This window comes from Pseudomonas sp. CGJS7 (assembly GCF_036961695.1).
In genome coordinates this window covers 51,056-73,044 of the sequence record NZ_JBAMDI010000019.1, presented here as the reverse complement: position 1 = coordinate 73,044, position 21,989 = coordinate 51,056, and the positions used below count along the sequence as shown (strand labels likewise).

Below are 21,989 nucleotides of genomic sequence, written 5' to 3'. Positions count from 1 at the left end.
GCGCCGCCCTTTGTGGGAGCGGCCTTGTGTCGCGAAAGGGCCGCAAAGCGGCCCCCGATTCATGCTCAGGCGGTCGCTTCGAGGAAGTCCTGGGCAAAGCGCTGCAGCACCCCGCCCGCTTCGTAGATCGACACTTCCTCGGCGGTGTCCAGACGGCAGGTCACCGGTACCTCAAGGCGCTCGCCATTGGCACGGGTAACCACCAGGGTCAGGGTCGCCCGTGGCGTACGCGCACCCAGCACGTCATAGGTTTCGCTGCCATCCAGGCCCAGGGTCTTGCGGTCGGTGCCCGGCTTGAACTCCAGCGGCAGCACGCCCATGCCTACCAGATTGGTGCGGTGAATACGCTCGAAGCCTTCGGCCACGATCGCCTCGACACCGGCCAGACGCACGCCCTTGGCCGCCCAGTCACGGGACGAACCCTGGCCGTAGTCGGCACCGGCGACAATGATCAGCGGCTGCTTGCGCTGCATGTAGGTCTCGATCGCCTCCCACATGCGGGTAACCTTGCCTTCCGGCTCGATACGCGCCAGCGAGCCCTGTTTCACGCTGCCATCGTCATTGCGCACCATTTCGTTGAACAGCTTGGGGTTGGCGAAGGTGGCGCGCTGGGCGGTCAGGTGGTCGCCACGGTGGGTAGCGTAGGAGTTGAAGTCTTCTTCCGGCAGGCCCATTTTCGCCAGGTATTCACCGGCGGCGCTGTCGAGCATGATGGCGTTGGACGGCGACAGGTGGTCGGTGGTGATGTTGTCCGGCAGCACCGCCAGCGGGCGCATGCCACGCAACGTGCGCTCGCCGGCCAGGGCACCCTCCCAGTAGGGAGGGCGGCGGATGTAGGTGCTCATCGGGCGCCAATCATACAGCGGCGCAACTTTCGGCCCGCGGTCTTCCTCGATGGCGAACATCGGGATGTACACCTTGCGGAACTGCTCCGGCTTGACCGCTGCACGCACCACCGCATCGATTTCTTCGTCGCTGGGCCAGATGTCCTTGAGGCGGATTTCCTTGCCATCGACCACCCCCAGCACATCCTTCTCGATGTCGAAACGAATGGTACCGGCAATGGCATACGCCACCACCAGCGGTGGCGAGGCCAGGAAGGCCTGCTTGGCGTACGGGTGGATACGCCCGTCGAAGTTGCGGTTACCCGACAACACGGCAGTGGCGTACAGGTCGCGGTCGATGATTTCTTGCTGGATCACCGGGTCCAGGGCGCCGGACATACCGTTGCAGGTGGTGCAGGCGAAGGCGACGATGCCAAAGCCAAGTTGCTCCAGCTCCTTCTCCAGCCCTGCTTCCTCCAGGTACAGCTGCACGGCCTTGGAGCCGGGAGCCAGCGACGACTTGACCCACGGCTTGCGGGTCAGGCCCAGCTTGTTGGCATTGCGCGCAATCAGGCCTGCGGCAATCACGTTGCGCGGGTTGCTGGTGTTGGTGCAACTGGTGATGGCAGCGATGATCACCGCGCCGTCCGGCATCTGCCCCGGCACTTCTTCCCAGCTGCCGGCGATGCCTTTGGCTGCCAGGTCGCTGGTGGCGACGCGGGCATGCGGGTTGGACGGGCCGGCCATGTTGCGTACCACGCTCGACAGGTCGAAGCTCAGGGTGCGCTCGTAGACGGCGCCGCCCAGGCTGTCAGCCCACAGGCCGGTGGCCTTGGCGTAGGTTTCCACAAGCTTGACCTGCTGCTCTTCACGGCCGGTCAGGCGCAGGTAGTCGATGGTCTGCTGATCGATGGCGAACATCGCCGCCGTGGCGCCGTATTCCGGGGCCATGTTGGAAATGGTGGCGCGGTCGCCCAAGGTCAGGGCGCGGGCACCCTCGCCATGGAACTCCAGGTAAGCGCCGACCACTTTCTGCTTGCGCAGGAACTCGGTCAGGGCCAGGACCAGGTCGGTGGCAGTGATGTTCGGGGCCAGCTTGCCAGTCAGCTCGACGCCGACGATTTCCGGCAGGCGCATCCAGGAGGCGCGGCCGAGCATCACGTTTTCGGCTTCCAGGCCGCCTACGCCGATGGCGATCACACCCAGTGCATCAACGTGCGGCGTGTGGCTGTCGGTGCCGACGCAGGTGTCCGGGTAGGCGACGCCGCGGTCGCTGTGGACCACCGGTGACATCTTCTCCAGGTTGATCTGGTGCATGATGCCGTTGCCCGGCTGGATCACGTCGACGTTCTTGAACGCCTTCTTGGTCCAGTTGATGAAGTGGAAGCGGTCTTCGTTGCGGCGATCTTCGATGGCGCGGTTCTTTTCGAAGGCCTGCGGGTCGAAACCACCACACTCGACGGCCAGCGAGTGGTCGACGATCAATTGCACCGGCACCACCGGGTTGACCTGGGCCGGGTCGCCGCCTTTGTCGGCAATGGCGTCACGCAGGCCGGCAAGGTCGACCAGCGCAGTCTGGCCAAGGATGTCATGGCACACCACGCGGGCCGGGAACCACGGGAAGTCGAGGTCGCGCTTGCGTTCGATCAGCTGGCTCAGCGAGGCGTCGAGCGTAGCAGGGTCGCAGCGGCGCACCAGGTTCTCGGCGAGCACGCGGGACGTGTAAGGCAAGCCGTCGTAGGCGCCGGGCTTGATCGCCTCGACCGCCGCGCGGGCATCGAAGTAGTCCAGGTCGGTGCCTGGCAGTTGCTTGCGGTATGCAGTGTTCATCATGGAATCAGGCTCGGTCACAGGATTCGGAAGGTTTCACCGTACCTGTGGGAGCGGGCGTACCCGCGAATGCGTCAGCAGGTGCACAGTGGTTGCAAGGCCGGGTGCATTCGCGGGCACGCCCGCTCCCTCAAGGGAAACGGGTTGCCTCTCTATAGCTATTCAGCGCTGCTCGATCGGCACGAACTGGCGCTGTTCGACGCCGACATACTCGGCGCTCGGGCGGATGATGCGGTTGTTGGCGCGCTGCTCGAAGACGTGCGCCGCCCAGCCGGTCAGCCGCGAGCAGACGAAGATCGGGGTGAACAGCTTGGTCGGAATGCCCATGAAGTGGTACGCCGAGGCATGGTAGAAGTCGGCGTTGGGGAACAGGCGCTTCTGCTCCCACATGGTCTTGTCGATGGCTTCGGACACCGGGTACAGCACCTTGTCACCCACTTCGTCAGCCAGCTGCTTCGACCAGCCTTTGATCACCTCGTTGCGCGGGTCGGACTCTTTGTAGATGGCATGGCCAAAGCCCATGATCTTGTCTTTGCGCTCGAGCATGCGCAGCAGCTCGGCGGTGGCTTCCTGCGGGCTCTGGAAGCGTTCGATCAGCTCCATCGCAGCCTCGTTGGCACCGCCGTGCAGCGGGCCACGCAGCGAGCCGATGGCTGCGGTAACGCAGGAGTACAAGTCAGACAGGGTCGAGGCACAGACGCGGGCAGTGAAGGTCGAGGCGTTGAATTCGTGTTCAGCGTAGAGAATCAGCGACACGTTCATGACCTTGACGTGCAGCTCGCTCGGCTTCTTGCCGTGCAGCAGGTGCAGGAAGTGGCCACCCAAGGTGTCTTCATCAGTGGTGCAGTCGATGCGTACGCCATGGTGGGTGAAGCGGTACCAGTAGCACATCACGGCCGGGAACAGCGCCAGCAGGCGGTCGGTCTTGTCGCGCTGGGCTTCGAAGGTCAGTTCTGGTTCGAGGGTGCCCAGTACCGAGCAACCGGTGCGCATGACGTCCATCGGGTGGGCATCGCGCGGGATGCGCTCAAGCACTTCCTTCAAGGCTTGCGGCAGGTCACGCAGGCCCTTGAGCTTGCGCTTGTAGTCGGCCAGTTCGGCCTGGGTTGGCAGCTCGCCGTACAGCAGCAGGTAGGCGACTTCTTCGAACTCGGCACCGGCGGCCAGGTCACGCACATCATAACCACGGTAGGTCAGCCCGGCACCGGCCTGGCCCACGGTCGACAGTGCAGTCTGGCCGGCCACCTGGCCACGCAGGCCTGCGCCACTGAGTACTTTTGCTTCGGCCATGGTGTTTCTCCTTTCTTGAATTTGTTATGGATGCTTTCTGGCTAATTCGGGCGCTAGCGCTTAGCCCTTCTTCTGGGCAAACAGTGCATCGAGGCTCTGCTCGAAGGCGTGATAACCAATGGCATCGTAAAGCTCCATGCGAGTCTGCATGGTGTCGATCACGTTCTTTTGCGTGCCGTCACGGCGCAGCGCGGTATACACGTTCTCGGCTGCTTTGTTCATGGCGCGGAACGCCGACAGCGGGTACAGCACCAACGACACGTCGACCGAGGCCAACTCTTCGGTTGTGTACAGCGGCGTGGCACCGAACTCGGTGATGTTGGCCAGGATCGGTGCCTTCACCCGATCAGCGAAAGTCTTGTACATCTGCAGTTCGGTGATGGCTTCCGGGAAAATCATGTCGGCGCCAGCTTCGACACACGCTTCGGCACGGTCCAGGGCGGCGTTCAGGCCTTCGACGGCCAGCGCATCGGTACGCGCCATGATCACGAAGCTGTCATCGCTGCGGGCGTCGACGGCAGCTTTGATACGGTCGACCATTTCCTGCTGGCTGACAATTTCCTTGTTGGGACGGTGGCCACAACGCTTGGCGCCAACCTGGTCCTCGATATGGATGGCGGCAGCGCCGAACTTGCTCATCGAGCGCACGGTACGGGCAACGTTGAAAGCCGAAGCGCCGAAGCCGGTGTCGACATCCACCAGCAGCGGCAGGTCGCACACGTCGGTGATGCGACGCACGTCGATGAGCACGTCGTCCAGGCCAGTGATGCCCAGGTCTGGCAGGCCCAGGGAGCCGGCAGCCACGCCGCCACCTGACAGGTAGATGGCCTTGAAGCCGGCGCGCTTGGCCAGCAGGGCATGGTTGGCGTTGATGGCGCCAACCACCTGCAGCGGATGCTCAGCGGCAACGGCGTCACGGAAACGCTGACCGGGGGTGCTCTTGACTGTCATTTCTCACCTCGTGTGCTGTTGTTGTGGGCGTCCAGGTAGTGACGCTCGATATTGCGCTTGGACGCGCCGATGTGGCGGCGCATCAGGAGTTCGGCCAGTTCGCCGTCACGGTCGGCGATGGCATCAAGAATGCGATGGTGTTCGGCAAAGGCCTGGCGTGGCCGGTTAGGCGTGGCAGAGAACTGGATACGGTACATGCGCACCAGCTGGTACAGCTCGCCGCAGAGCATCTTGACCAGGGTCTGGTTGCCGCTACCCTGAATAATCCGGTAATGGAAGTCGTAGTCGCCTTCCTGCTGGTAGTACCCCAGGCCGGCCTGGAACGCGGCATCGCGCTCATGGGTGTCGAGCACCCGGCGCAGTTCGTCGATGTCGGCCTGGCTCATGCGTTCGGCGGCCAGGCGGCAGGCCATGCCTTCCAGCGACTCGCGAATTTCGTACAGCTCGATCAGTTCGGCGTGGTTGAGCGATACCACCCGCGCGCCCACATGCGGCACGCGCACCAGCAAGCGCTGGCCTTCAAGGCGGTGGATAGCTTCGCGTAGCGGCCCGCGGCTGATGCCATAGGTGCGCGCCAACTCCGGCTCGGAAATCTTGCTGCCGGGGGCGATATCACCCTTGACAATGGCCGCCTGGATGCGCCGGAAGACGTTTTCGGAGAGGGTTTCCGTTTCGTCTGTCAGCACCGGGCCGGGGGTGGAAAGGTCCTGCATATTGTCGACACCTTTTGAAACTCTTGGCCAGAAACTAGCGAAACAAGACCTGCAAGTCAAAGACAAAATGAACATTGTCGACAATCGTCTAATCGCGAACTATCACCACTTCAACGCTGTCAGATCGCGCACCGCTGGCGTCAAGACGTCGGCGTGATAGAATGCCGCGCCTCCGATGGGGTATGGATAGCCTGTCTGTCATGCATTCGTGCCTTTTGACAGATAAACGAGGAAGCTTGCGCAGTAATTGCCAGTCACCTTGACCTGAACCTTGCCTAGAACCTTGCAATGCACCGCGCCAGGAATATGAGACTTACACCCGTTTTATTGCTGCTATGCCTCACCCTGCTGCCGGCCCTTGGCCAGGCTGCGGGCAAGACCGTGTATGGTCTCAACGAATACGCACATCTGGGCGACCTGGACCTGGAAGTGGCCGCCAAGCTCGACACCGGTGCCAAGACCGCGTCGCTCAGCGCCCGCGACATCAAGCGGTTCAAGCGCAATGGCGAAAGCTGGGTACGCTTCTACCTCGCCATCGATGCGGCCCATTCGCACCCGATCGAACGCCCACTGGCACGCGTCAGCAAGATCAAGCGCCGGGCCGGCGACTATGATGCCGAATCGGGCAAGGCCTACACGGCCCGCCCGGTCATCGAACTCGAAATCTGCATGGGCCAGACCAGGCGCACCATCGAAGTCAACCTCACCGACCGCAGCGCGTTCCAGTTCCCGCTGCTGATCGGTTCCGAGGCACTCAAGCACTTCGACGCACTGGTTGACCCAAGCCTTAAATATGCGGCCGGCAAACCTGCCTGTGCCACCGACGCTCCCAAAGCAGAGTAATCCCGATGCGCTCTCTTACCCTCCATCTGAAAGTCCTGATCACCGTGCTGGTGCTATTGGGCGTGGCGGTCACGGCTTATCAGATCTTCGTGCTCGGCATCCCGGTGACCGAGGATGAAACCGACGACCTGTGGAACATCGACGCCAAGGTCGAGTTCGTGGCCAGCAGCAAGGACCCGGTCAAGGTGCAGATGTTCGTGCCACCGCTGAACCGCGACTACGTCAGCCTCAACGAGAGCTTCATCTCCAACAACTACGGGGTCAGCATCAACCGTGCCGACGGCAACCGCAAGGTTACCTGGTCGGCACGTCGCGCCAGTGGCAACCAGACCCTCTACTACCGCCTGGTACTGACCAAGCGCTACAGCAACGAGAAGACCAAGGTCAAAGGCCCGACCTTCCGTGACAGCCTGGCCGTCGAAGGCCCCGAGAAGATCGCCGCTGAAGCGCTGATGGCGCCTATACGCCAGCACTCGGCCGACGTCGAGACCTTCGTCAGCGAGACCATCAAGCGGGTCAACAACCTCAACGACGACAACGTCAAGCTGCTGCTGGCCGGCGACACTTCGGCAATGAAGAAGGCCCAGGTCATCGACCTGCTGCTGTCCATCGCCCACGTGCCGATGGAAAAGGTGCACACCATCCGCCTGCTGGCCGACACCCCGCAAACCCCGGAGCTGTGGCTGCGCAGCTTCAACGGCGACGACTGGCTGTACTTCAACCCGGACACCGGTGAGCAAGGCCTGCCGAGCGACCGCCTGCTGTGGTGGACCGGTGACGACAACCTGATCACCGTCGATGGCGGCAAGAAGGCCACCGTCACCTTCAGCATGAACAACAGCGAGATGAACGCCATCCGCCTGGCCAAGCTGACCGACGAGAACACCGACGCCGACTTCCTCGAATACTCGCTGTACGGCCTGCCGCTGCAAACCCAGCAAACCTTCATGATCATGGTCATGATCCCGATCGGCGTGCTGGTGATCCTGGTGCTGCGCAACCTGATCGGCATCCAGACCCTGGGCACATTCACCCCGGTGCTGATCGCCCTGGCGTTCCGCGAAACCCAGCTGGGCTTCGGTATCATGCTGTTCACGGTGATCACAGCCCTGGGCCTGTCGCTGCGCTCGTACCTGGAACACCTCAAGCTGCAGATGCTGCCACGCCTGTCGGTGGTCTTGACCTTCGTCGTGGTACTGATTGCCGCCATCAGCCTGTTCAGCCACAAGCTGGGCCTTGAACGCGGGCTGTCGGTAGCGCTGTTCCCGATGGTGATCCTGACCATGACCATCGAACGCCTGTCGATCACCTGGGAGGAGCGTGGTGGCGGCCATGCCATGAAAGTGGCCATCGGCACCCTGTTCGCCGCCTCCCTGGCACACCTGCTGATGATGGTGCCGGAGCTGGTGTACTTCGTGTTCACCTTCCCGGCGGTGCTGCTGATCCTGGTGGGCTTCATGCTGGCGATGGGCCGTTATCGCGGCTACCGCCTGACCGAGCTCGTGCGCTTCAAGGCCTTCCTGAACAAGGCAGACACCTGATGTTTGGCCTCATCAAGACGTGGAAAGCCCTGGAGGCCCGGGGCATCATGGGGATCAACCGGCGCAACGCGGACTATGTGCTGAAGTACAACAAGCGCAGCCTGTACCCGATCGTCGACGACAAGATCATCACCAAGGAGCGCGCACTGGCGGCCGGCATCCATGTGCCGGAAATGTACGGCATCATCGAGACCGAAAAAGAGATCGAGAAGCTCGACCAGATCATCGGCGGCCGCAGCGATTTCGTCATCAAGCCGGCGCAAGGTGCCGGCGGTGACGGCATCCTGGTAATCGCCGACCGCTTCGAGGACCGCTACCGCACAGTGTCGGGCAAGATCATCAGCCATGAGGAAATCGAGCACCAGATTTCCAGCATCCTCACTGGGCTGTACTCCCTCGGCGGGCACCGCGACCGCGCGCTGATCGAGTACCGCGTGACCCCGGACCAGATATTCAAGAGCATCAGTTACGAAGGTGTACCGGATATCCGCATCATCGTACTGATGGGCTACCCGGTGATGGCCATGCTGCGCCTGCCGACTCGCCAGTCCGGCGGCAAGGCCAACCTGCACCAGGGCGCCATCGGTGTGGGTGTCGACCTGGCCACCGGCGTGACCCTGCGCGGCACCTGGCTGAACAACATCATCAGCAAGCACCCGGACACCACCAACGCGGTGGACGGCGTGCAACTGCCGAACTGGGACGGTTTCATGAAGCTGGCCGCTGGCTGCTATGAACTGTGCGGCCTGGGCTATATCGGCGTGGACATGGTGCTTGACCAGGACAAGGGCCCGCTGATTCTCGAGCTCAACGCCCGCCCGGGGCTGAACATCCAGATTGCCAACGATTGCGGCCTGACTCAGCGCACCCATGCCATCGAGGCGCACATCGAAGCACTGGCCAAGGAGGGTGTGACCGAAGACGCCGAGCAGCGGGTACGGGTAGCACAGGGTCTGTTCGGGCATGTGCCCAGCCGCTGAAATACAGGGGCTGCCTTGCAGCCCATTCGCAGCACAAGGTTGCTCTTGCAAGCACTGCAGTTGATTCATGCGCTTCGCTCAACCTGCAGGAACTGCCTTGTGCTGCGTATGGGCCAAACACAATGTTGAATGTCGTACCCAGCGCTAGGCGCTTTTCCTGCACAGGTCTACAATCGCCCTCCTCGCTTTTACATCGCCGTCCATACTGATGCCGACCTGCACGCTACACCCCCTGCCCTACCAGCCCGACCCTGCCGCCTATTTCGCCCACCTGCGCCAGGCCCCCGGTGCGATCCTGCTCGACAGCGCGCGCCCCGGTGCCGAACGCGGGCGTTTCGACCTGCTCAGCGCCTGGCCGCTGCAACAACTGCAGGCGCAGCCCGATGAAGATGGCCGCGTCTTCCTCCAGCGCCTGCGCGCTGGCCTGGCACAACTGGGCCACGCCGACTTGCCCAACGGTGTAGAGCTGCCCTTCGCCGGGGGCCTGATCGGCTACCTGAGCTACGACTTCGGCCGCCGCCTGGAACACCTGCCAAGTCTGGCCGTGGACGACCTGGGCTTGCCAGACGCACAACTGGGCCTGTATGCCTGGGCACTGGTCAGCGATCATCTGCTCGGCACCAGCCAGCTGGTGTTCCACCCGAGCCTGGCCGGCGACGAGCGCGAACGCCTGATCAGCCTGTTCCAGGACACCAGCGCCACCACCGGCGACTTCCGGCTGCTCGCGCCGATGGCCGGCGACCTGGAGCCGGAGCAATACAAAACCGCTTTCGACCAGGTACAACGCTACATCCAGGCCGGTGACTGCTACCAGATCAACCTCACCCAACGCTTTCGCGCACCCTGCCAAGGCGATCCATGGCGGGCCTACCAGGCCCTGCGCCAGGCCTGCCCGACCCCCTTCTCCGGCTACCAGCAACTGGCCGACGGCAGTACCCTGCTGAGCTTTTCGCCCGAGCGCTTCATCCGCGTCAGCCAGGGCCAGGTGGAAACCCGGCCGATCAAGGGCACCCGCCCACGCGCCAGCGACCCGGCGGAAGACCAGCGTAATGCCCAGGAGCTGCTGCACAGCCCGAAGGACCGCTCGGAAAACCTGATGATCGTCGACCTGCTGCGCAACGACCTGGGGCGCACGTGCGAGATTGGCTCAGTGAAGGTACCGGAACTGTTCAGCCTGGAGAGTTACCCCAATGTGCACCATCTGGTCAGCAGCATCACCGGCCAGCTGGCCAGCGACAAGGATGCGCTTGACCTGATCGGCGACAGCTTCCCTGGCGGCTCGATCACCGGCGCACCGAAGATCCGCGCCATGCAGATCATCGACGAACTGGAACCCGCGCGCCGCGCGCTGTACTGCGGCTCGCTGCTGTATGTGGATGTGCGCGGCGAAATGGACAGTTCGATCGCCATTCGCAGCTTGCTGATCAAAGATGGCCAGGTCAGTTGCTGGGGCGGCGGCGCGGTGGTAGCCGACTCGCAGTGGCAGGCCGAGTATGAAGAGTCGATCGCAAAAGTGCGGGTGCTGATGCAGACCCTGCAGGGCTTGTGAGCCCATCTAGACCACGATTTTTTTGTTACCATCCCCCTACTACGAGCGCACAGCGCCACAGCCAAGATGGAAACCGCCTGATGAGCCAACCCTTCGACGTCGCCGCCCTGGCCGCGACCTATGCCAACAAGTCCCCGCAGGACATCCTCAAGCTTGCCTTCGAGCACTTCGGTGATGACCTGTGGATCTCCTTCAGCGGCGCCGAGGATGTGGTGCTGGTCGACATGGCCTGGAAGCTGAACAAGCAGGTAAAGGTATTCAGCCTCGACACTGGGCGCCTGCACCCGGAGACCTACCGGTTCATCGACCAGGTACGCGAACAGTACAACCTGCCCATCGAGATCCTCAGCCCCGACCGCGCCAAGCTCGACCCGTTCGTCAAGGAAAAGGGCCTGTTCAGCTTCTACAAGGACGGCCATGGCGAGTGCTGCGGCATTCGCAAGATCGAGCCGCTGCGACGCAAGCTGGCCACCGTCAGCGCCTGGGCCACCGGCCAGCGCCGCGACCAAAGCCCGGGCACCCGCAGCCAGGTGGCGGCATTGGAAATCGACAGCGCCTTTTCCACGCCTGAGCGCACGCTGTACAAGTTCAACCCACTGGCGCAGATGAGCAGTGAAGAGGTATGGGGTTATATCCGCATGCTCGAGCTGCCGTACAACAGCCTGCACGAGCGTGGCTTCATCAGCATTGGCTGCGAGCCATGCACCCGCCCGGTGCTGCCAAACCAGCATGAGCGTGAAGGGCGCTGGTGGTGGGAAGAGTCGACGCAGAAGGAATGCGGGTTGCATGCGGGCAACCTGATCAGCAAGGCTTGAGATAGCTAGGGCGGCCTGTAGGAGCGGGTTTACCCGCGAAGAAGACACCGCGGTGGATGGCACGGGCTTCGCCCGTGTTCGCGGGCAAGCCCGCTCCCACAGGGATCGCGCCAGCTTTTAGACATTGAGCAAGGGCCGTTACTCCCACAGCGACCCCATCACCCCCCGAATCAGTGCACCGGCAGTTCGACGCCTTCGAACAATTCTTCCAGCTCTTGCTTGTTATGGCACTGAATGGCCTTGGCCATCACTTCACGGGTCAGGTGCGGGGCAAACTTCTCGATGAAGTCGCACATGAAGCCGCGCAGGAAGGTGCCACGACGGAAGCCGATCTTGGTGATGCTGGCTTCGAACAGCTCACTGGCATCCAGCGCCACCAAGTCACTGTCGAGCTTGGCGTCCACAGCCATGCCGGCAACGATACCCACGCCCAGCCCCAGGCGCACATACGTCTTGATCACGTCGGCGTCAGCCGCGGTGAAGACCACTTTTGGCGTGAGGCCGCGGTGATTGAAAGCCTCATCCAACTTCGAGCGCCCGGTGAAACCGAACACGTAGGTGACGATCGGGTATTCGGCGACGGCTTCCAGGGTCAGTTTCGGCAGCTTGGCCAGTGGGTGCCCCTGTGGCACCACAACGCAACGGTTCCACTTGTAGCACGGCATCATGATCAGGTCGCCGAACAGCTCCAGCGCCTCGGTGGCGATGGCGAAATCGACCGTACCGTCCGCAGCCATCTCGGCAATCTGCATGGGCGACCCCTGATGCATGTGCAGGGACACCTCCGGATACTGCTTGATGAAGCTGCTGATAACCGGCGGCAACGCATAGCGCGCCTGGGTGTGGGTGGTGGCGATGGACAGCGTGCCCTTCTTCTCGTTGGAGAACTCCTGGGCAATCTGCTTGATGCTCTCGACCTTGCGCAGGATTTCGCCTGCGGTATTGATGATGCGCTCACCGGCCGGGGTAACGCGGGTCAGATGCTTGCCGCTGCGGGCAAAGACTTCAACACCCAATTCGTCTTCGAGCAGGCGGATCTGCTTGCTGATACCTGGCTGGGAGGTATACAGGCTCTGCGCCGTCGCGGAGACGTTGAGGTCATGGTGCGCCACTTCCCAGATGTAGCGCAGTTGTTGAAGCTTCATAGGTTTCCCTCGGTTCAGCGGTGAGTCCGCGGCAGCAGGCAGCGACGATATATAACTATATTAGTGGTTCTGGAAATAAATCTAGAACTATTTTGTTACATGCCCGCGGAAATGGACTGCACCTATCTTCACGTTTTCCTACGCCCCAGATGCTGCGCCAAGGGCACCATGTACACCGGCACCGGCGACAGCTGCAGCAGCCGCACCGCCGTGCGCCCCAGCGGTACATCCACCCCGGCACCGGCACTGTGGCTACCGAATATCAACAGGTCGACGCTGAGCCGCTGGGCCTGGTCGAGAATCACCTGCGCCGGGTCGCCCTGACGCACACGCACGGCCTTGATCACCGCTAGGTCAGCCTCTTCGCCCAACTCGTCGCGAAAGTTTTCCAGCACACGCTGCTCTATGTTCGCCATCACTGTGTTCACCCCCTGGCTGTGCAATTGATCGAGCGTCTGCTCATCGAGGTAGCTTTGCAGGAGGGATTCGGCGAACTGGCCCATCGGCTCGACCGCGTGGATCACATACAACTCGGCACCGAACGTGCGCGCCAGGGCCAGCGCGTGTTGCATCACGAAAGGGGCGTAGACACCGAGGTCGGTGGCGTACAGCATGGAGCGGATCATTCGACCTCCTCGACTGCCGCAGCGGCAGAGCAAGCTTCAGCTTAGCAGCGCGCCGGACGCTCGCTTTGCCGTCCGGCGCGCTGCTGCCGTGGGCTGGAGGGCCCCGCCGAAGCCTCGGCCACCCTCAGGCCGGCCGGTCGCTGCTGTCGATGAAACTCAGCGCTTGGTACAGCATTTCAGTGCGCGGCATGCTGCAGCCTGCCGCCCGTGCGCGTGCCAGCGGCTCAGCGTAAATGGCCTCCAGCTCCAACGGGCGTTTGTGGACATGGTCGTGATACATACTCGGCCAGTAGTCGGGCATGCGCTCGGTCACCTGGAACAAGTGCTCGGCATAGCCCGCGGGCAGTACATGGCCACAGGCTGCCGCCCCCTGCACCACCTCGGCCATCAAGGCCTGTATCAGCTCGCGGCTATTGCTGTCGGCCATCAGTGGCGAAGTGCTGGCCCCCAGCAGCACCGACAGCCCGTTGTAAGGCACGTTCCACACCAGCTTCTGCCAGCGCGCCAAGGCCAGGTTCGGCATGGCCTGCGAGTCGATCCCCGCAGCCTGGAACAACCCGGCGCCTTCATTCACCAGCGCGACACCGAAATCGGTGGCCGGCCCACTGTGATACCCCAGGTTGACCGCCCCCAGCGCCTGGTGGCGGATTACACCTGGAGCCTGGCGGTTGACACAGATGAAGCACAGGCCGCCGAGCAGGTGCATGTCGCTGCGCAAGGCCGGACGCAACTGCTCCTCGACACCCAGGCCGTTCTGCAACAGCACCACCTTGGCGCCGGGCGCAGCAGCCTGGACGATCAACGGCGCCAACTGCTCGTTGCTGGTGGCCTTGGCCCCGATCAGGAGCCAGTCACAGGGCGGCATGTCGGCGGCACTGACGTAAGCCTGCACATTCATGTGCACTGCGCCATGCACGGCACTGTCCAGGCTCAGCCCGCGCTCACAAACGGCCTGGTACTCGCTGCGCAACAGAAAATGCACATCGAAACCGGCCCGGGCCAGCATCAACCCATAAAAGCCGCCGATGGCGCCACTGCCGATGATGCCGATGCGAGGGGGGTGCGAATGCATGCCAATCTCCAGGTAAAGGGTCAGCACTCTTTTTACACAGGTTACGTAGCGCTGGGCAGTCCATTCGCGCGCAACACCCTCGCTCAGGTAAAAACCCCACAATGACTGGGTTCAGCCCATTGTCGTGCCATCTGTAACGCGCTAAGGTTCGGCTCCCCGCTGCGATTATTCTTGCTGCTGGGCCGCACGGGGATAGTTGGCGGCCGGCACCCGTGACCTGACGAGTAACACGATGGCTGATTTACCGATCGATGACTTGAACGTTGCCTCCAACGAGACCCTGATCACCCCTGATCAGCTCAAGAAGGAAATCCCCCTCAGCGCCAAGGCCCTGCAGACCGTGACTGCCGGCCGTGAAGTGGTGCGCAATATTCTCGACGGCAAGGACCATCGCCTGTTCGTCGTGGTCGGCCCTTGCTCCATCCACGACATCAAGGCAGCCCACGAATACGCCGAGCGCCTGAAAGTGCTGGCCGAAGAAGTGTCCGATACGCTGTACCTGGTCATGCGCGTGTACTTCGAAAAGCCGCGCACCACCGTCGGCTGGAAAGGCCTGATCAACGATCCGTACCTGGATGACTCGTTCAAGATCCAGGACGGCCTGCACATCGGCCGCAAGCTGCTGCTGGACCTGGCCGAAATGGGCCTGCCGACCGCCACCGAAGCGCTCGACCCTATTTCGCCGCAGTACCTGCAAGACCTGATCAGCTGGTCGGCCATCGGTGCCCGCACCACCGAATCGCAAACACACCGCGAGATGGCCTCGGGCCTGTCCTCGGCGGTGGGTTTCAAGAACGGTACCGACGGCGGCCTGACCGTTGCCATCAATGCCCTGCAGTCGGTGTCCAAGCCGCACCGCTTCCTGGGCATCAACCAGGAGGGCGGCGTGTCGATCGTCACCACCAAGGGCAACCCATACGGCCACGTGGTACTGCGCGGCGGCAATGGCAAGCCGAACTACGACTCGGTCAGCGTCGCCCTGTGCGAACAGGACCTGGCCAAGGCCAAGATCAAGGCCAACATCATGGTCGACTGCAGCCATGCCAACTCCAACAAGGACCCGGCCCTGCAACCGCTGGTGATGGAGAACGTCGCCAATCAGATTCTCGAAGGCAACCAGTCGATCATCGGCCTGATGGTCGAAAGCCACCTGAACTGGGGCTGTCAGTCCATTCCGAAAAACCTGGACGATTTGCAGTATGGCGTGTCGATCACGGACGCCTGCATCGACTGGTCGGCTACCGAGAAAACGCTGCGCAGCATGCATGCCAAGCTCAAGGATGTGCTGCCGCAGCGTAAGCGCGGCTGAACATTGCGGGAATGAAAAACGCCGGGCACTGCCCGGCGTTTTTTTTTGTGTCTGGTGCCTGTCGTCAGCTCAGGCCTTGCTCGAATGCCGCTGCTGGCGCTCCATGTAACGCTCCACATACGAGCAAGACGGGATCACCGTGTAACCCATCTGCTCGGCGTACTCCAGAGCCCGCTCGGTGAGGGCGGCAGCGATCCCACGGCCGCGCAGGGCGTTGGGCACGAAGGTGCGATAGATGTCCAGCGTCTGCTTGCCCAGATCCATGTACGTCAAGTAGGCACGATGACCGTCCACGTTGGTCTCGAACTGATGACCGGCCTGGTCATGGTGGATGGTCAGCGCTTCGCTCATCACTACTCCTCGCAGGTCTTCTCGGCAGACCCTTACCTTAACCGATGGTGGTTTATCCGGCACAGAATCCTCTACGCCACCTGTTGCCGCTTCGACCATTGGACGATTGTAATCGTTCGGATCGTCTGGCACTGACAAGATAGTAGGCACCGCAAGCGGGATTGCTCAAGGTGCTGGCGGTTAAAAAAGGCTAAACCGCCGCCTAGGCGACTTTCCCAAGCCCGCCCAACAGCCACCGGATGTACTAGGGCTTAAGACGCTGATCGACAGTTAAAGTCACCCTTAGTTCAACAAAAAAGTTCCTGTACCACAACCGCTTGCGAACCCTGCAGATTTTTTTCACAGACACGTCGCAAATCTTGTCGGCGCGGAGTCAAGCAACATTTTTTTTGCAGTTCTTGCGCTCTGTCAGTTTACTTACTACAAGTAATGGGTACTATGTACGCCGGCCAGTTTCTCTTTCCTGAGAGATGGCTATTTAATAGAAAGTCCTTGAAGGGGAACACGATGAACAACGTTCTGAAATTCTCTGCTCTGGCTCTGGCCGCAGTTCTGGCTACCGGTTGCAGCAGCGTATCCAAAGAAACCGAAGCTCGTCTGACTGCGACTGAAGACGCAGCAGCTCGCGCTCAAGCTCGTGCTGACGAAGCCTACCGTAAGGCTGACGACGCAATGGCAGCCGCTCAGAAGGCTCAGCAGACCGCTGACGAAGCCAACGAGCGCGCCCTGCGTATGCTGGACAAAGCCAGCCGCAAGTAATAATCCTCACGGATTGTTAAGAAGCCGACCCACTTGTGGGTCGGCTTTTTTATTGCCTTTGAAACCGGCAAACGCGGTCAGCAGGTACGAAAAGGCCTGCACTAAGGGCAGGCCTGGGTACGCCGAAATTACCTTACTGCAGTTCGGGCGGAATGCTCGTCACCATCGGTGCGGCCCCCTGGTTTTCCACCGGCACGGCAATTTCTACCGGCATACCATCTTCTGCAGCCACCACGTCACGCACCATGTCCCAGTTCATGCGTAGGTTATTGGCCAGGTCTTCGCGCTTGAGCAAGGCATTGATAACTGCGGTGTGTTTGTCGACAACCGACGGGTTACCCTGGTCATCCAGCGGCGTGTGCGCCTCAAGATAGACCTTGCCAGCGCTGATACCGAACTTGTAAGGCTCGTTGATGATGCGCACCGGAGTCCCCACCGGCACCATCTTCGACAGTTCAAGCACGTTGTTGTTGAACATGCGGAAGCAACCGTGACTGGTGCGCATGCCAATGCCGAACTTCTTGTTCGAACCATGGATCAGGTAGCCTGGTACGCCCAAGGTGAACTTGAACGGCCCCAGCGGGTTGTCCGGGCCAGCCGGCACCACAGTCGGCAGGATGTCACCGTCCTCGGCGTGCTCTTTGCGAATCGAAGCGGGCGGCGTCCAGGTCGGGTTGGGCGTCTTGGCGGTGATCCGGGTGTTGGCGATCGGCGACCCCCACCCCTCGCGACCAATGCCCAGCGGGAAGGTGTACACCACGCTCTCCCCCTTGGGGAAGTAGTACATGCGGTACTCGGCCAGGTTGATGACGATGCCTTCGCGCGGGCCCGGCGGCAGGACGAAACGGGTCGGCAGGATGATCTCGGTGCCGGCGCCCGGCAGCCAAGGGTCCACGCCGGGGTTGGCGGCAATCATTTCCAGGTAGCCGAGGTCGTTCGCGGTGCCGATATCGGCGAACGTGTCCTCGTACTTTGCCTTGATCACATGCACTTGGCCGACGATGTCTTCACCGGGCGGTGGCAGTGGCAGCTCCAGCGCAGCAGCGGGGCCCGCTACCAACAGGGCGGCCAGGGACAGGCTACGGGTGACGGCAGGAAAGCGCGGCAACATCCGGTAAATCCTTCGAAAGGTGGGTCAAGAGGGTCGATTGTACACCCGTGCCGATGCAAGCGGGAGGCATTGGCACGTTGCAAGCGTTTCAGATGATGAAAGGTGCTTTTCGTTCAGCTGCCGTGCAGCTCTGGCCACACCGGACGCATGCCACGTCGCTGGGCATCGAGGATGGCACGGCACAGCTCACACAGGCGACCATCGCGGTAGATCGATCGCGGCACCCCCGACCAACGCGGCTGGGCTGGCAGCAGGCCGCCACACAAAGTACGGTCGACCGGCACGCCCAGCTCGAGCTGACGGGCCACGAGGTGGACGCGGCTTTCCTGGCAGGCGAACAGGTCGAGCTGCTCGTCGGGCTCGATCAGTTGATAGGCATACAGGGACCAGGCAGGGCGCGGCATTTGGAGCACTCGAAACGGGGGGCGCAACATTAGCCCAAAGGCGGCCCCGTTTAAAGCTTCACAGCAAGGGTTTTATCGCTGGCCAGGCATTTTCCAGCAGGCGCTGCTGAGCCCCCTGGGCCGGATGGATGCCATCAGCCTGCATCAGTTCAGGCACTCCCCCTACCCCTTCGAGGAAAAACGGCACCAAAGGAACCTGTTTGTCCGCTGCCAGCTGTTCATACACCTTGGCAAAGGCGGTGGTGTAACGCACACCATAATTGGGCGGCAGGCGCATGCCCAATAGCAGCACCTTGGCCCCTGCCTGACGCGAATGCTCGATCATCGAGGCAAGATTTTGTTGCAATTGTGCAGGCGACTGCCCGCGCAGGCCATCGTTGCCGCCCAGCTCCAGCACCACCAGGCTCGGTTTATGTGCTGCAAGCAGCGCCGGCAGCCGCGCCTGGCCACCTGCGCTGGTGTCACCACTGATCGAAGCATTGACCACTTTGTCGTCAAAACCTTCGTCCCTGAGGCGGGCCTGCAAGAGAGACACCCAGCCCTGACGGCTATCCAGGCCAAAACCGGCGCTGATACTATCGCCAACAACCAGCAGTGTTCCTGCCGCTGCGCTCTGGGCCAGGCAATACAGGGCCAGACCGGCACTCAACCACCACACTCGCATCGGATTCTCCATGAGCCCCAGCATTCTCGTTGCGCAGAACCTTAGCAAAGTGGTCCCCAGCGCGGAAGGTGACCTTACCATCCTCCACGCACTGTCTCTCGACCTGGCCCAAGGCGACAGCCTGGCCATCGTCGGCGCCTCGGGCTCTGGCAAGTCGACCCTACTCGGTTTGCTCGCCGGCCTCGACCGGCCCAGCGCTGGCAGCGTCATGCTCGCCGGCCACGACCTGGGGCCACTGGATGAAGACCAGCGTGCCCGTGTGCGCGCCGAACATGTGGGTTTCGTGTTCCAGTCGTTCCAGCTGCTCGACAGCCTCAATGCACTGGAAAACGTCATGCTGCCACTGGAACTGGACGGCCGCCGCGATGCCCGCGAACAGGCCCGCACTTTGCTGGAGCGGGTCGGTCTGGGCAAGCGCCTGAGCCACACACCTCGGCAGCTCTCGGGCGGCGAGCAGCAGCGCGTGGCAATCGCCCGCGCCTTCGCCGCGCAGCCTGCGGTGCTGTTCGCCGATGAGCCCACCGGTAACCTCGACAGCCACACCGGCGAGCGCATCAGCGATCTGTTGTTCGAGCTGAACAAGGAGCGCGGCACTACCCTGGTGCTGGTCACCCATGACGAACGCCTGGCCCGCCGCTGCCGGCGCCAGATCCGCCTGGACGCGGGCCGCCTTGTGGCGCCGATGGAGGTCTGGTGAGTCATATGCCGCTGTCCCGTCTGTGTGGCCTGGCACTGCGCCAGTTGCTGCGCGATGTTCGCGCCAGTGAAGTGCGCGTGCTGTTCTTTGCCCTGTTGGTGGCGGTAGCCGCCAGCACCGCCATCGGCTATTTCGGCGCCCGCCTCAACGGCGCCATGCAGCTGCGCGCCAGCGAGTTCCTGGGCGCCGATCTGGTACTGCAGGGCAGCGCCCCGGCCCGCGAGCAACAACTCGATGCCGGCAAGGCACTGGGCTTGCGCCACGCACACGTGGTCGAGTTCACCAGCGTGGTCGGCGGCGACAATGGCATCCAGCTGTCCAGCGTAAAGGCCGCCGACGGCGCCTACCCGTTGCGCGGGCAAGTACGCAGCGCTCTGGCACCCTATGCCGAAGAAACACCCGGCGGCGGCCCTGCCCCTGGCGAAGTGTGGGTCGAACCGCGCCTGTTGGCGGCACTGGGGCTGGCGATCGGCGACAGCATCGACGTGGGCATGAAAACCCTGCGCATGAGCCGCGTGCTTACCTATGAACCGGACCGCGCCAACAACTTCTACAGCCTTACCCCACGCGTGATGATGAACCTGGCCGACCTGGAAGCCACCGGCGTGATCCAGCCGGGCAGCCGGGTCACCTACCGTGACCTGTGGCGCGGCGATGCCGAGGCGCTGGCGCAGTACCGTCAGGCCGTGGAAAAAGACCTGGCCGCCAACCAGCGCCTGCGTGACACCCGCGATGGCAACCAACAGATCGGCGGCGCGCTGGGCAAAGCCGAACGCTACCTGAACATGGCCAGCCTGGTAGCTGTGCTGCTGGCAGGCGTGGCCGTGGCACTGTCGGCCAGTCGCTATGCTGCACGCCGACTGGACGCCAGCGCCCTGCTGCGCTGCCTGGGCCTGTCGCGCCACCAGGCATTGGGCTTGTATTGCTTGCAACTGACCATGCTCGGCCTGGTCGCTGCCCTGGCCGGCGCCTTGCTCGGCTGGCTGGCTCAGCTGGGCCTGTTCCGCCTGCTGCACGGCTTGCTGCCGAGCGTGGTGCCCGCTGGCGGCATCGTTCCCGCGCTGGCAGGTATCGGTACCGGGCTGGTGGCACTGGCTGGCTTTGCCCTGCCGCCGATTGCGGCGCTGGGCCAGGTGCCGCCACTGCGCGTGCTGCGCCGTGACCTGCTGCCGATACCTGCGAGCAGTTGGCTGGTGTACGGCGCCGCCCTGCTCGCCCTGGGCCTGATCATGTGGCGCCTGAGCCTCGATCTGCTGCTCACCTTCGCCCTGCTCGGTGGCGGCCTGGTCGCCGCACTTCTGCTCGGCGGCCTGCTGTTGCTCGGTTTACGCAGCCTGCGCCAGCTGCTGGCCGGTGCGCCACTCACCTGGCGTCTGGGGCTGGGCCAGCTATTGCGCCACCCCATGGCGGCAGCAGGCCAGGCCCTGGCATTCGGCCTGATACTGTTGGCCATGGCCTTGGTCGCCCTGCTGCGCGCAGAGCTGCTCGATACCTGGCAAGCACAGCTACCCAAGGATGCGCCTAACCACTTCGCCCTGAACATCCTGCCAGATGACCGTGAGCCGTTCATTCAACACCTGCACCAGGTCAATGCCGCTTCAGCGCCGCTGTACCCGGTAACGCCCGGGCGCCTGGTGCAAATCAATGAAAAACCGGTACAGCAGGTGGTCAGCAAGGACTCGGCAGGCGAGCGCGCCGTGCAGCGCGACCTCAGCCTGACCTGGGCCGCCGAGTTGCCCGAAGGCAACGTGCTGACCGCCGGCAACTGGTGGCAAGCCTTGCCAGCCGACAACGACATCCCCGGGGTTTCAGTGGAGGCGGAGCTGGCCAGCAGCCTGAAACTGCAGATGGGCGACCTGCTGACGTTCGATATTGGCGGCCAGCAGCGCCAGGCCCGCGTGAGCAGCCTGCGCAACGTGCATTGGGACAGCTTCCAGCCGAACTTCTACATGATATTCCAGCCTGGCACGCTGCAGGGGCTGCCGACCACTTACCTGACCAGCTTCTACCTGGCACCGGGGCATGACCTGGATGTCGTCGCGCTGTCACGGGCGTTTCCGGCGGTGACCATCCTGCAGGTGGATGCCTTGCTCGACCAGCTGCGCAGCATTCTCGCCCAGGTAACCCTGGCGGTGGAGTATGTGTTGCTGTTCGTGCTGGCCGCCGGGCTGGCAGTGCTGTTCGCCGGCTTGCAGGCCACGCTGGACGAGCGTATTCGCCAAGGCGCACTGTTGCGCGCACTGGGCGCGGCGCGGCCGTTGCTGGTCAAGGCCCGGCGAATCGAGTTCGGCCTGCTGGGTGCGGCCAGCGGGCTATTGGCGGCCGTGGGCTGCGAACTGATTACCTGGGTGCTGTACCGCTATGCCTTCGATTTGCAGTGGACCCCCCACCCGTGGCTGCTGGTGTTGCCGCTGACGGGGGCACTGCTGGTGGGTGGTGCTGGGGTGCTGGGAACACGGCGGGCGTTGAATGCCAGCCCGCTGGCGGTGTTGCGCGAGGCTTGAGGCCTGGCTGT

Annotated in this window: 20 protein-coding genes; 9 read left to right on the top strand and 11 right to left on the bottom strand. The window is 62.7% G+C overall.

Annotated features, from left to right (window positions below; translation table 11 throughout):
* Positions 1–65: 65 nt before the first annotated feature.
* The 4 genes from acnD to V7787_RS14265 all read right to left on the bottom strand — a co-directional run bounded on the left by acnD (position 66) and on the right by V7787_RS14265 (position 5,608).
* Positions 66–2,654 (bottom strand): Fe/S-dependent 2-methylisocitrate dehydratase AcnD, encoded by a 2,589-nt coding sequence (gene acnD, locus V7787_RS14280; RefSeq protein WP_064493420.1) that lies wholly within the window; start codon positions 2,652–2,654, stop codon positions 66–68.
* 162 nt (positions 2,655–2,816) lie between these two features.
* The gene (gene prpC / locus V7787_RS14275; RefSeq protein WP_003250313.1) at positions 2,817–3,944 is read right to left on the bottom strand and encodes a bifunctional 2-methylcitrate synthase/citrate synthase; all 1,128 of its coding nucleotides are present in this window, start codon (positions 3,942–3,944) and stop codon (positions 2,817–2,819) included.
* Positions 3,945–4,004: 60 nt separating this feature from the next.
* Complete coding sequence (gene prpB, locus V7787_RS14270) at positions 4,005–4,895, bottom strand: methylisocitrate lyase (RefSeq protein WP_198747894.1); 891 nt, start codon at positions 4,893–4,895, stop codon at positions 4,005–4,007.
* Positions 4,892–5,608: a GntR family transcriptional regulator gene (locus V7787_RS14265; RefSeq protein WP_003250308.1), complete on the bottom strand. Its 717-nt coding sequence runs from the start codon at positions 5,606–5,608 to the stop codon at positions 4,892–4,894. Before V7787_RS14265 ends, prpB begins: the two co-directional genes overlap by 4 nt.
* A gap of 306 nt (positions 5,609–5,914) precedes the next feature.
* Between V7787_RS14265 and rloA the strand changes: the two genes are divergently transcribed.
* The 5 genes from rloA to V7787_RS14240 all read left to right on the top strand — a co-directional run bounded on the left by rloA (position 5,915) and on the right by V7787_RS14240 (position 11,336).
* Positions 5,915–6,451: a retropepsin-like aspartic peptidase RloA gene (gene rloA / locus V7787_RS14260; RefSeq protein WP_010953297.1), complete on the top strand. Its 537-nt coding sequence runs from the start codon at positions 5,915–5,917 to the stop codon at positions 6,449–6,451.
* A gap of 5 nt (positions 6,452–6,456) precedes the next feature.
* Complete coding sequence (rloB, locus tag V7787_RS14255; protein ID WP_014591660.1) at positions 6,457–7,992, top strand: osmotic stress tolerance membrane protein RloB; 1,536 nt, start codon at positions 6,457–6,459, stop codon at positions 7,990–7,992.
* Positions 7,992–8,972: an alpha-L-glutamate ligase-like protein gene (locus tag V7787_RS14250; protein WP_064493421.1), complete on the top strand. Its 981-nt coding sequence runs from the start codon at positions 7,992–7,994 to the stop codon at positions 8,970–8,972. The genes rloB and V7787_RS14250 overlap by 1 nt, the downstream gene beginning before the upstream one ends.
* A gap of 208 nt (positions 8,973–9,180) precedes the next feature.
* A complete protein-coding gene (pabB, locus tag V7787_RS14245; protein WP_104887345.1) occupies positions 9,181–10,521 on the top strand; it encodes an aminodeoxychorismate synthase component I in 1,341 nt (446 codons plus the stop codon).
* Positions 10,522–10,601: 80 nt separating this feature from the next.
* Positions 10,602–11,336, top strand: coding sequence for a phosphoadenylyl-sulfate reductase (locus tag V7787_RS14240; RefSeq protein ID WP_003250299.1), 735 nt, complete (start codon positions 10,602–10,604; stop codon positions 11,334–11,336).
* Between the two features lie 170 nt (positions 11,337–11,506).
* Here V7787_RS14240 and cysB read toward each other — a convergent pair whose 3' ends face one another.
* The 3 genes from cysB to V7787_RS14225 all read right to left on the bottom strand — a co-directional run bounded on the left by cysB (position 11,507) and on the right by V7787_RS14225 (position 14,179).
* A complete protein-coding gene (gene cysB, locus V7787_RS14235; protein WP_010953293.1) occupies positions 11,507–12,481 on the bottom strand; it encodes an HTH-type transcriptional regulator CysB in 975 nt (324 codons plus the stop codon).
* Positions 12,482–12,609: 128 nt separating this feature from the next.
* The gene (locus V7787_RS14230) at positions 12,610–13,107 is read right to left on the bottom strand and encodes a universal stress protein (RefSeq protein WP_003250295.1); all 498 of its coding nucleotides are present in this window, start codon (positions 13,105–13,107) and stop codon (positions 12,610–12,612) included.
* A gap of 124 nt (positions 13,108–13,231) precedes the next feature.
* A complete protein-coding gene (locus tag V7787_RS14225) occupies positions 13,232–14,179 on the bottom strand; it encodes a putative 2-dehydropantoate 2-reductase (protein ID WP_104887343.1) in 948 nt (315 codons plus the stop codon).
* Between the two features lie 232 nt (positions 14,180–14,411).
* Between V7787_RS14225 and V7787_RS14220 the strand changes: the two genes are divergently transcribed.
* Positions 14,412–15,488 (top strand): 3-deoxy-7-phosphoheptulonate synthase, encoded by a 1,077-nt coding sequence (locus V7787_RS14220; protein WP_014591663.1) that lies wholly within the window; start codon positions 14,412–14,414, stop codon positions 15,486–15,488.
* Positions 15,489–15,557: 69 nt separating this feature from the next.
* Here V7787_RS14220 and V7787_RS14215 read toward each other — a convergent pair whose 3' ends face one another.
* On the bottom strand, positions 15,558–15,839 hold the full coding sequence (locus V7787_RS14215) for a GNAT family N-acetyltransferase (RefSeq protein ID WP_003250290.1): 282 nt from the start codon (positions 15,837–15,839) through the stop codon (positions 15,558–15,560).
* Between the two features lie 507 nt (positions 15,840–16,346).
* On the opposite strand from V7787_RS14215, the gene V7787_RS14210 reads away from it, so the two are divergent.
* Positions 16,347–16,598 (top strand): Lpp/OprI family alanine-zipper lipoprotein, encoded by a 252-nt coding sequence (locus V7787_RS14210; protein WP_003250288.1) that lies wholly within the window; start codon positions 16,347–16,349, stop codon positions 16,596–16,598.
* 133 nt (positions 16,599–16,731) lie between these two features.
* Here the strand turns inward: V7787_RS14210 and V7787_RS14205 are convergent, their stop codons facing one another.
* The 3 genes from V7787_RS14205 to V7787_RS14195 form a co-directional block, all read right to left on the bottom strand.
* The gene (locus tag V7787_RS14205) at positions 16,732–17,709 is read right to left on the bottom strand and encodes a L,D-transpeptidase family protein (RefSeq protein ID WP_020192894.1); all 978 of its coding nucleotides are present in this window, start codon (positions 17,707–17,709) and stop codon (positions 16,732–16,734) included.
* Between the two features lie 113 nt (positions 17,710–17,822).
* A complete protein-coding gene (locus V7787_RS14200) occupies positions 17,823–18,113 on the bottom strand; it encodes a hypothetical protein (protein WP_014591666.1) in 291 nt (96 codons plus the stop codon).
* Positions 18,114–18,171: 58 nt separating this feature from the next.
* A complete protein-coding gene (locus V7787_RS14195; protein WP_020192893.1) occupies positions 18,172–18,777 on the bottom strand; it encodes an arylesterase in 606 nt (201 codons plus the stop codon).
* A 10-nt stretch (positions 18,778–18,787) separates the two neighbouring features.
* Between V7787_RS14195 and V7787_RS14190 the strand changes: the two genes are divergently transcribed.
* A complete protein-coding gene (locus V7787_RS14190) occupies positions 18,788–19,474 on the top strand; it encodes an ABC transporter ATP-binding protein (protein ID WP_020192892.1) in 687 nt (228 codons plus the stop codon).
* Positions 19,471–21,978 carry an ABC transporter permease gene (locus tag V7787_RS14185; protein ID WP_336088548.1) on the top strand — a complete coding sequence of 836 codons (2,508 nt, stop codon included), beginning with the start codon at positions 19,471–19,473 and terminating at the stop codon, positions 21,976–21,978. Before V7787_RS14190 ends, V7787_RS14185 begins: the two co-directional genes overlap by 4 nt.
* The last annotated feature ends 11 nt before the right edge of the window (positions 21,979–21,989 follow it).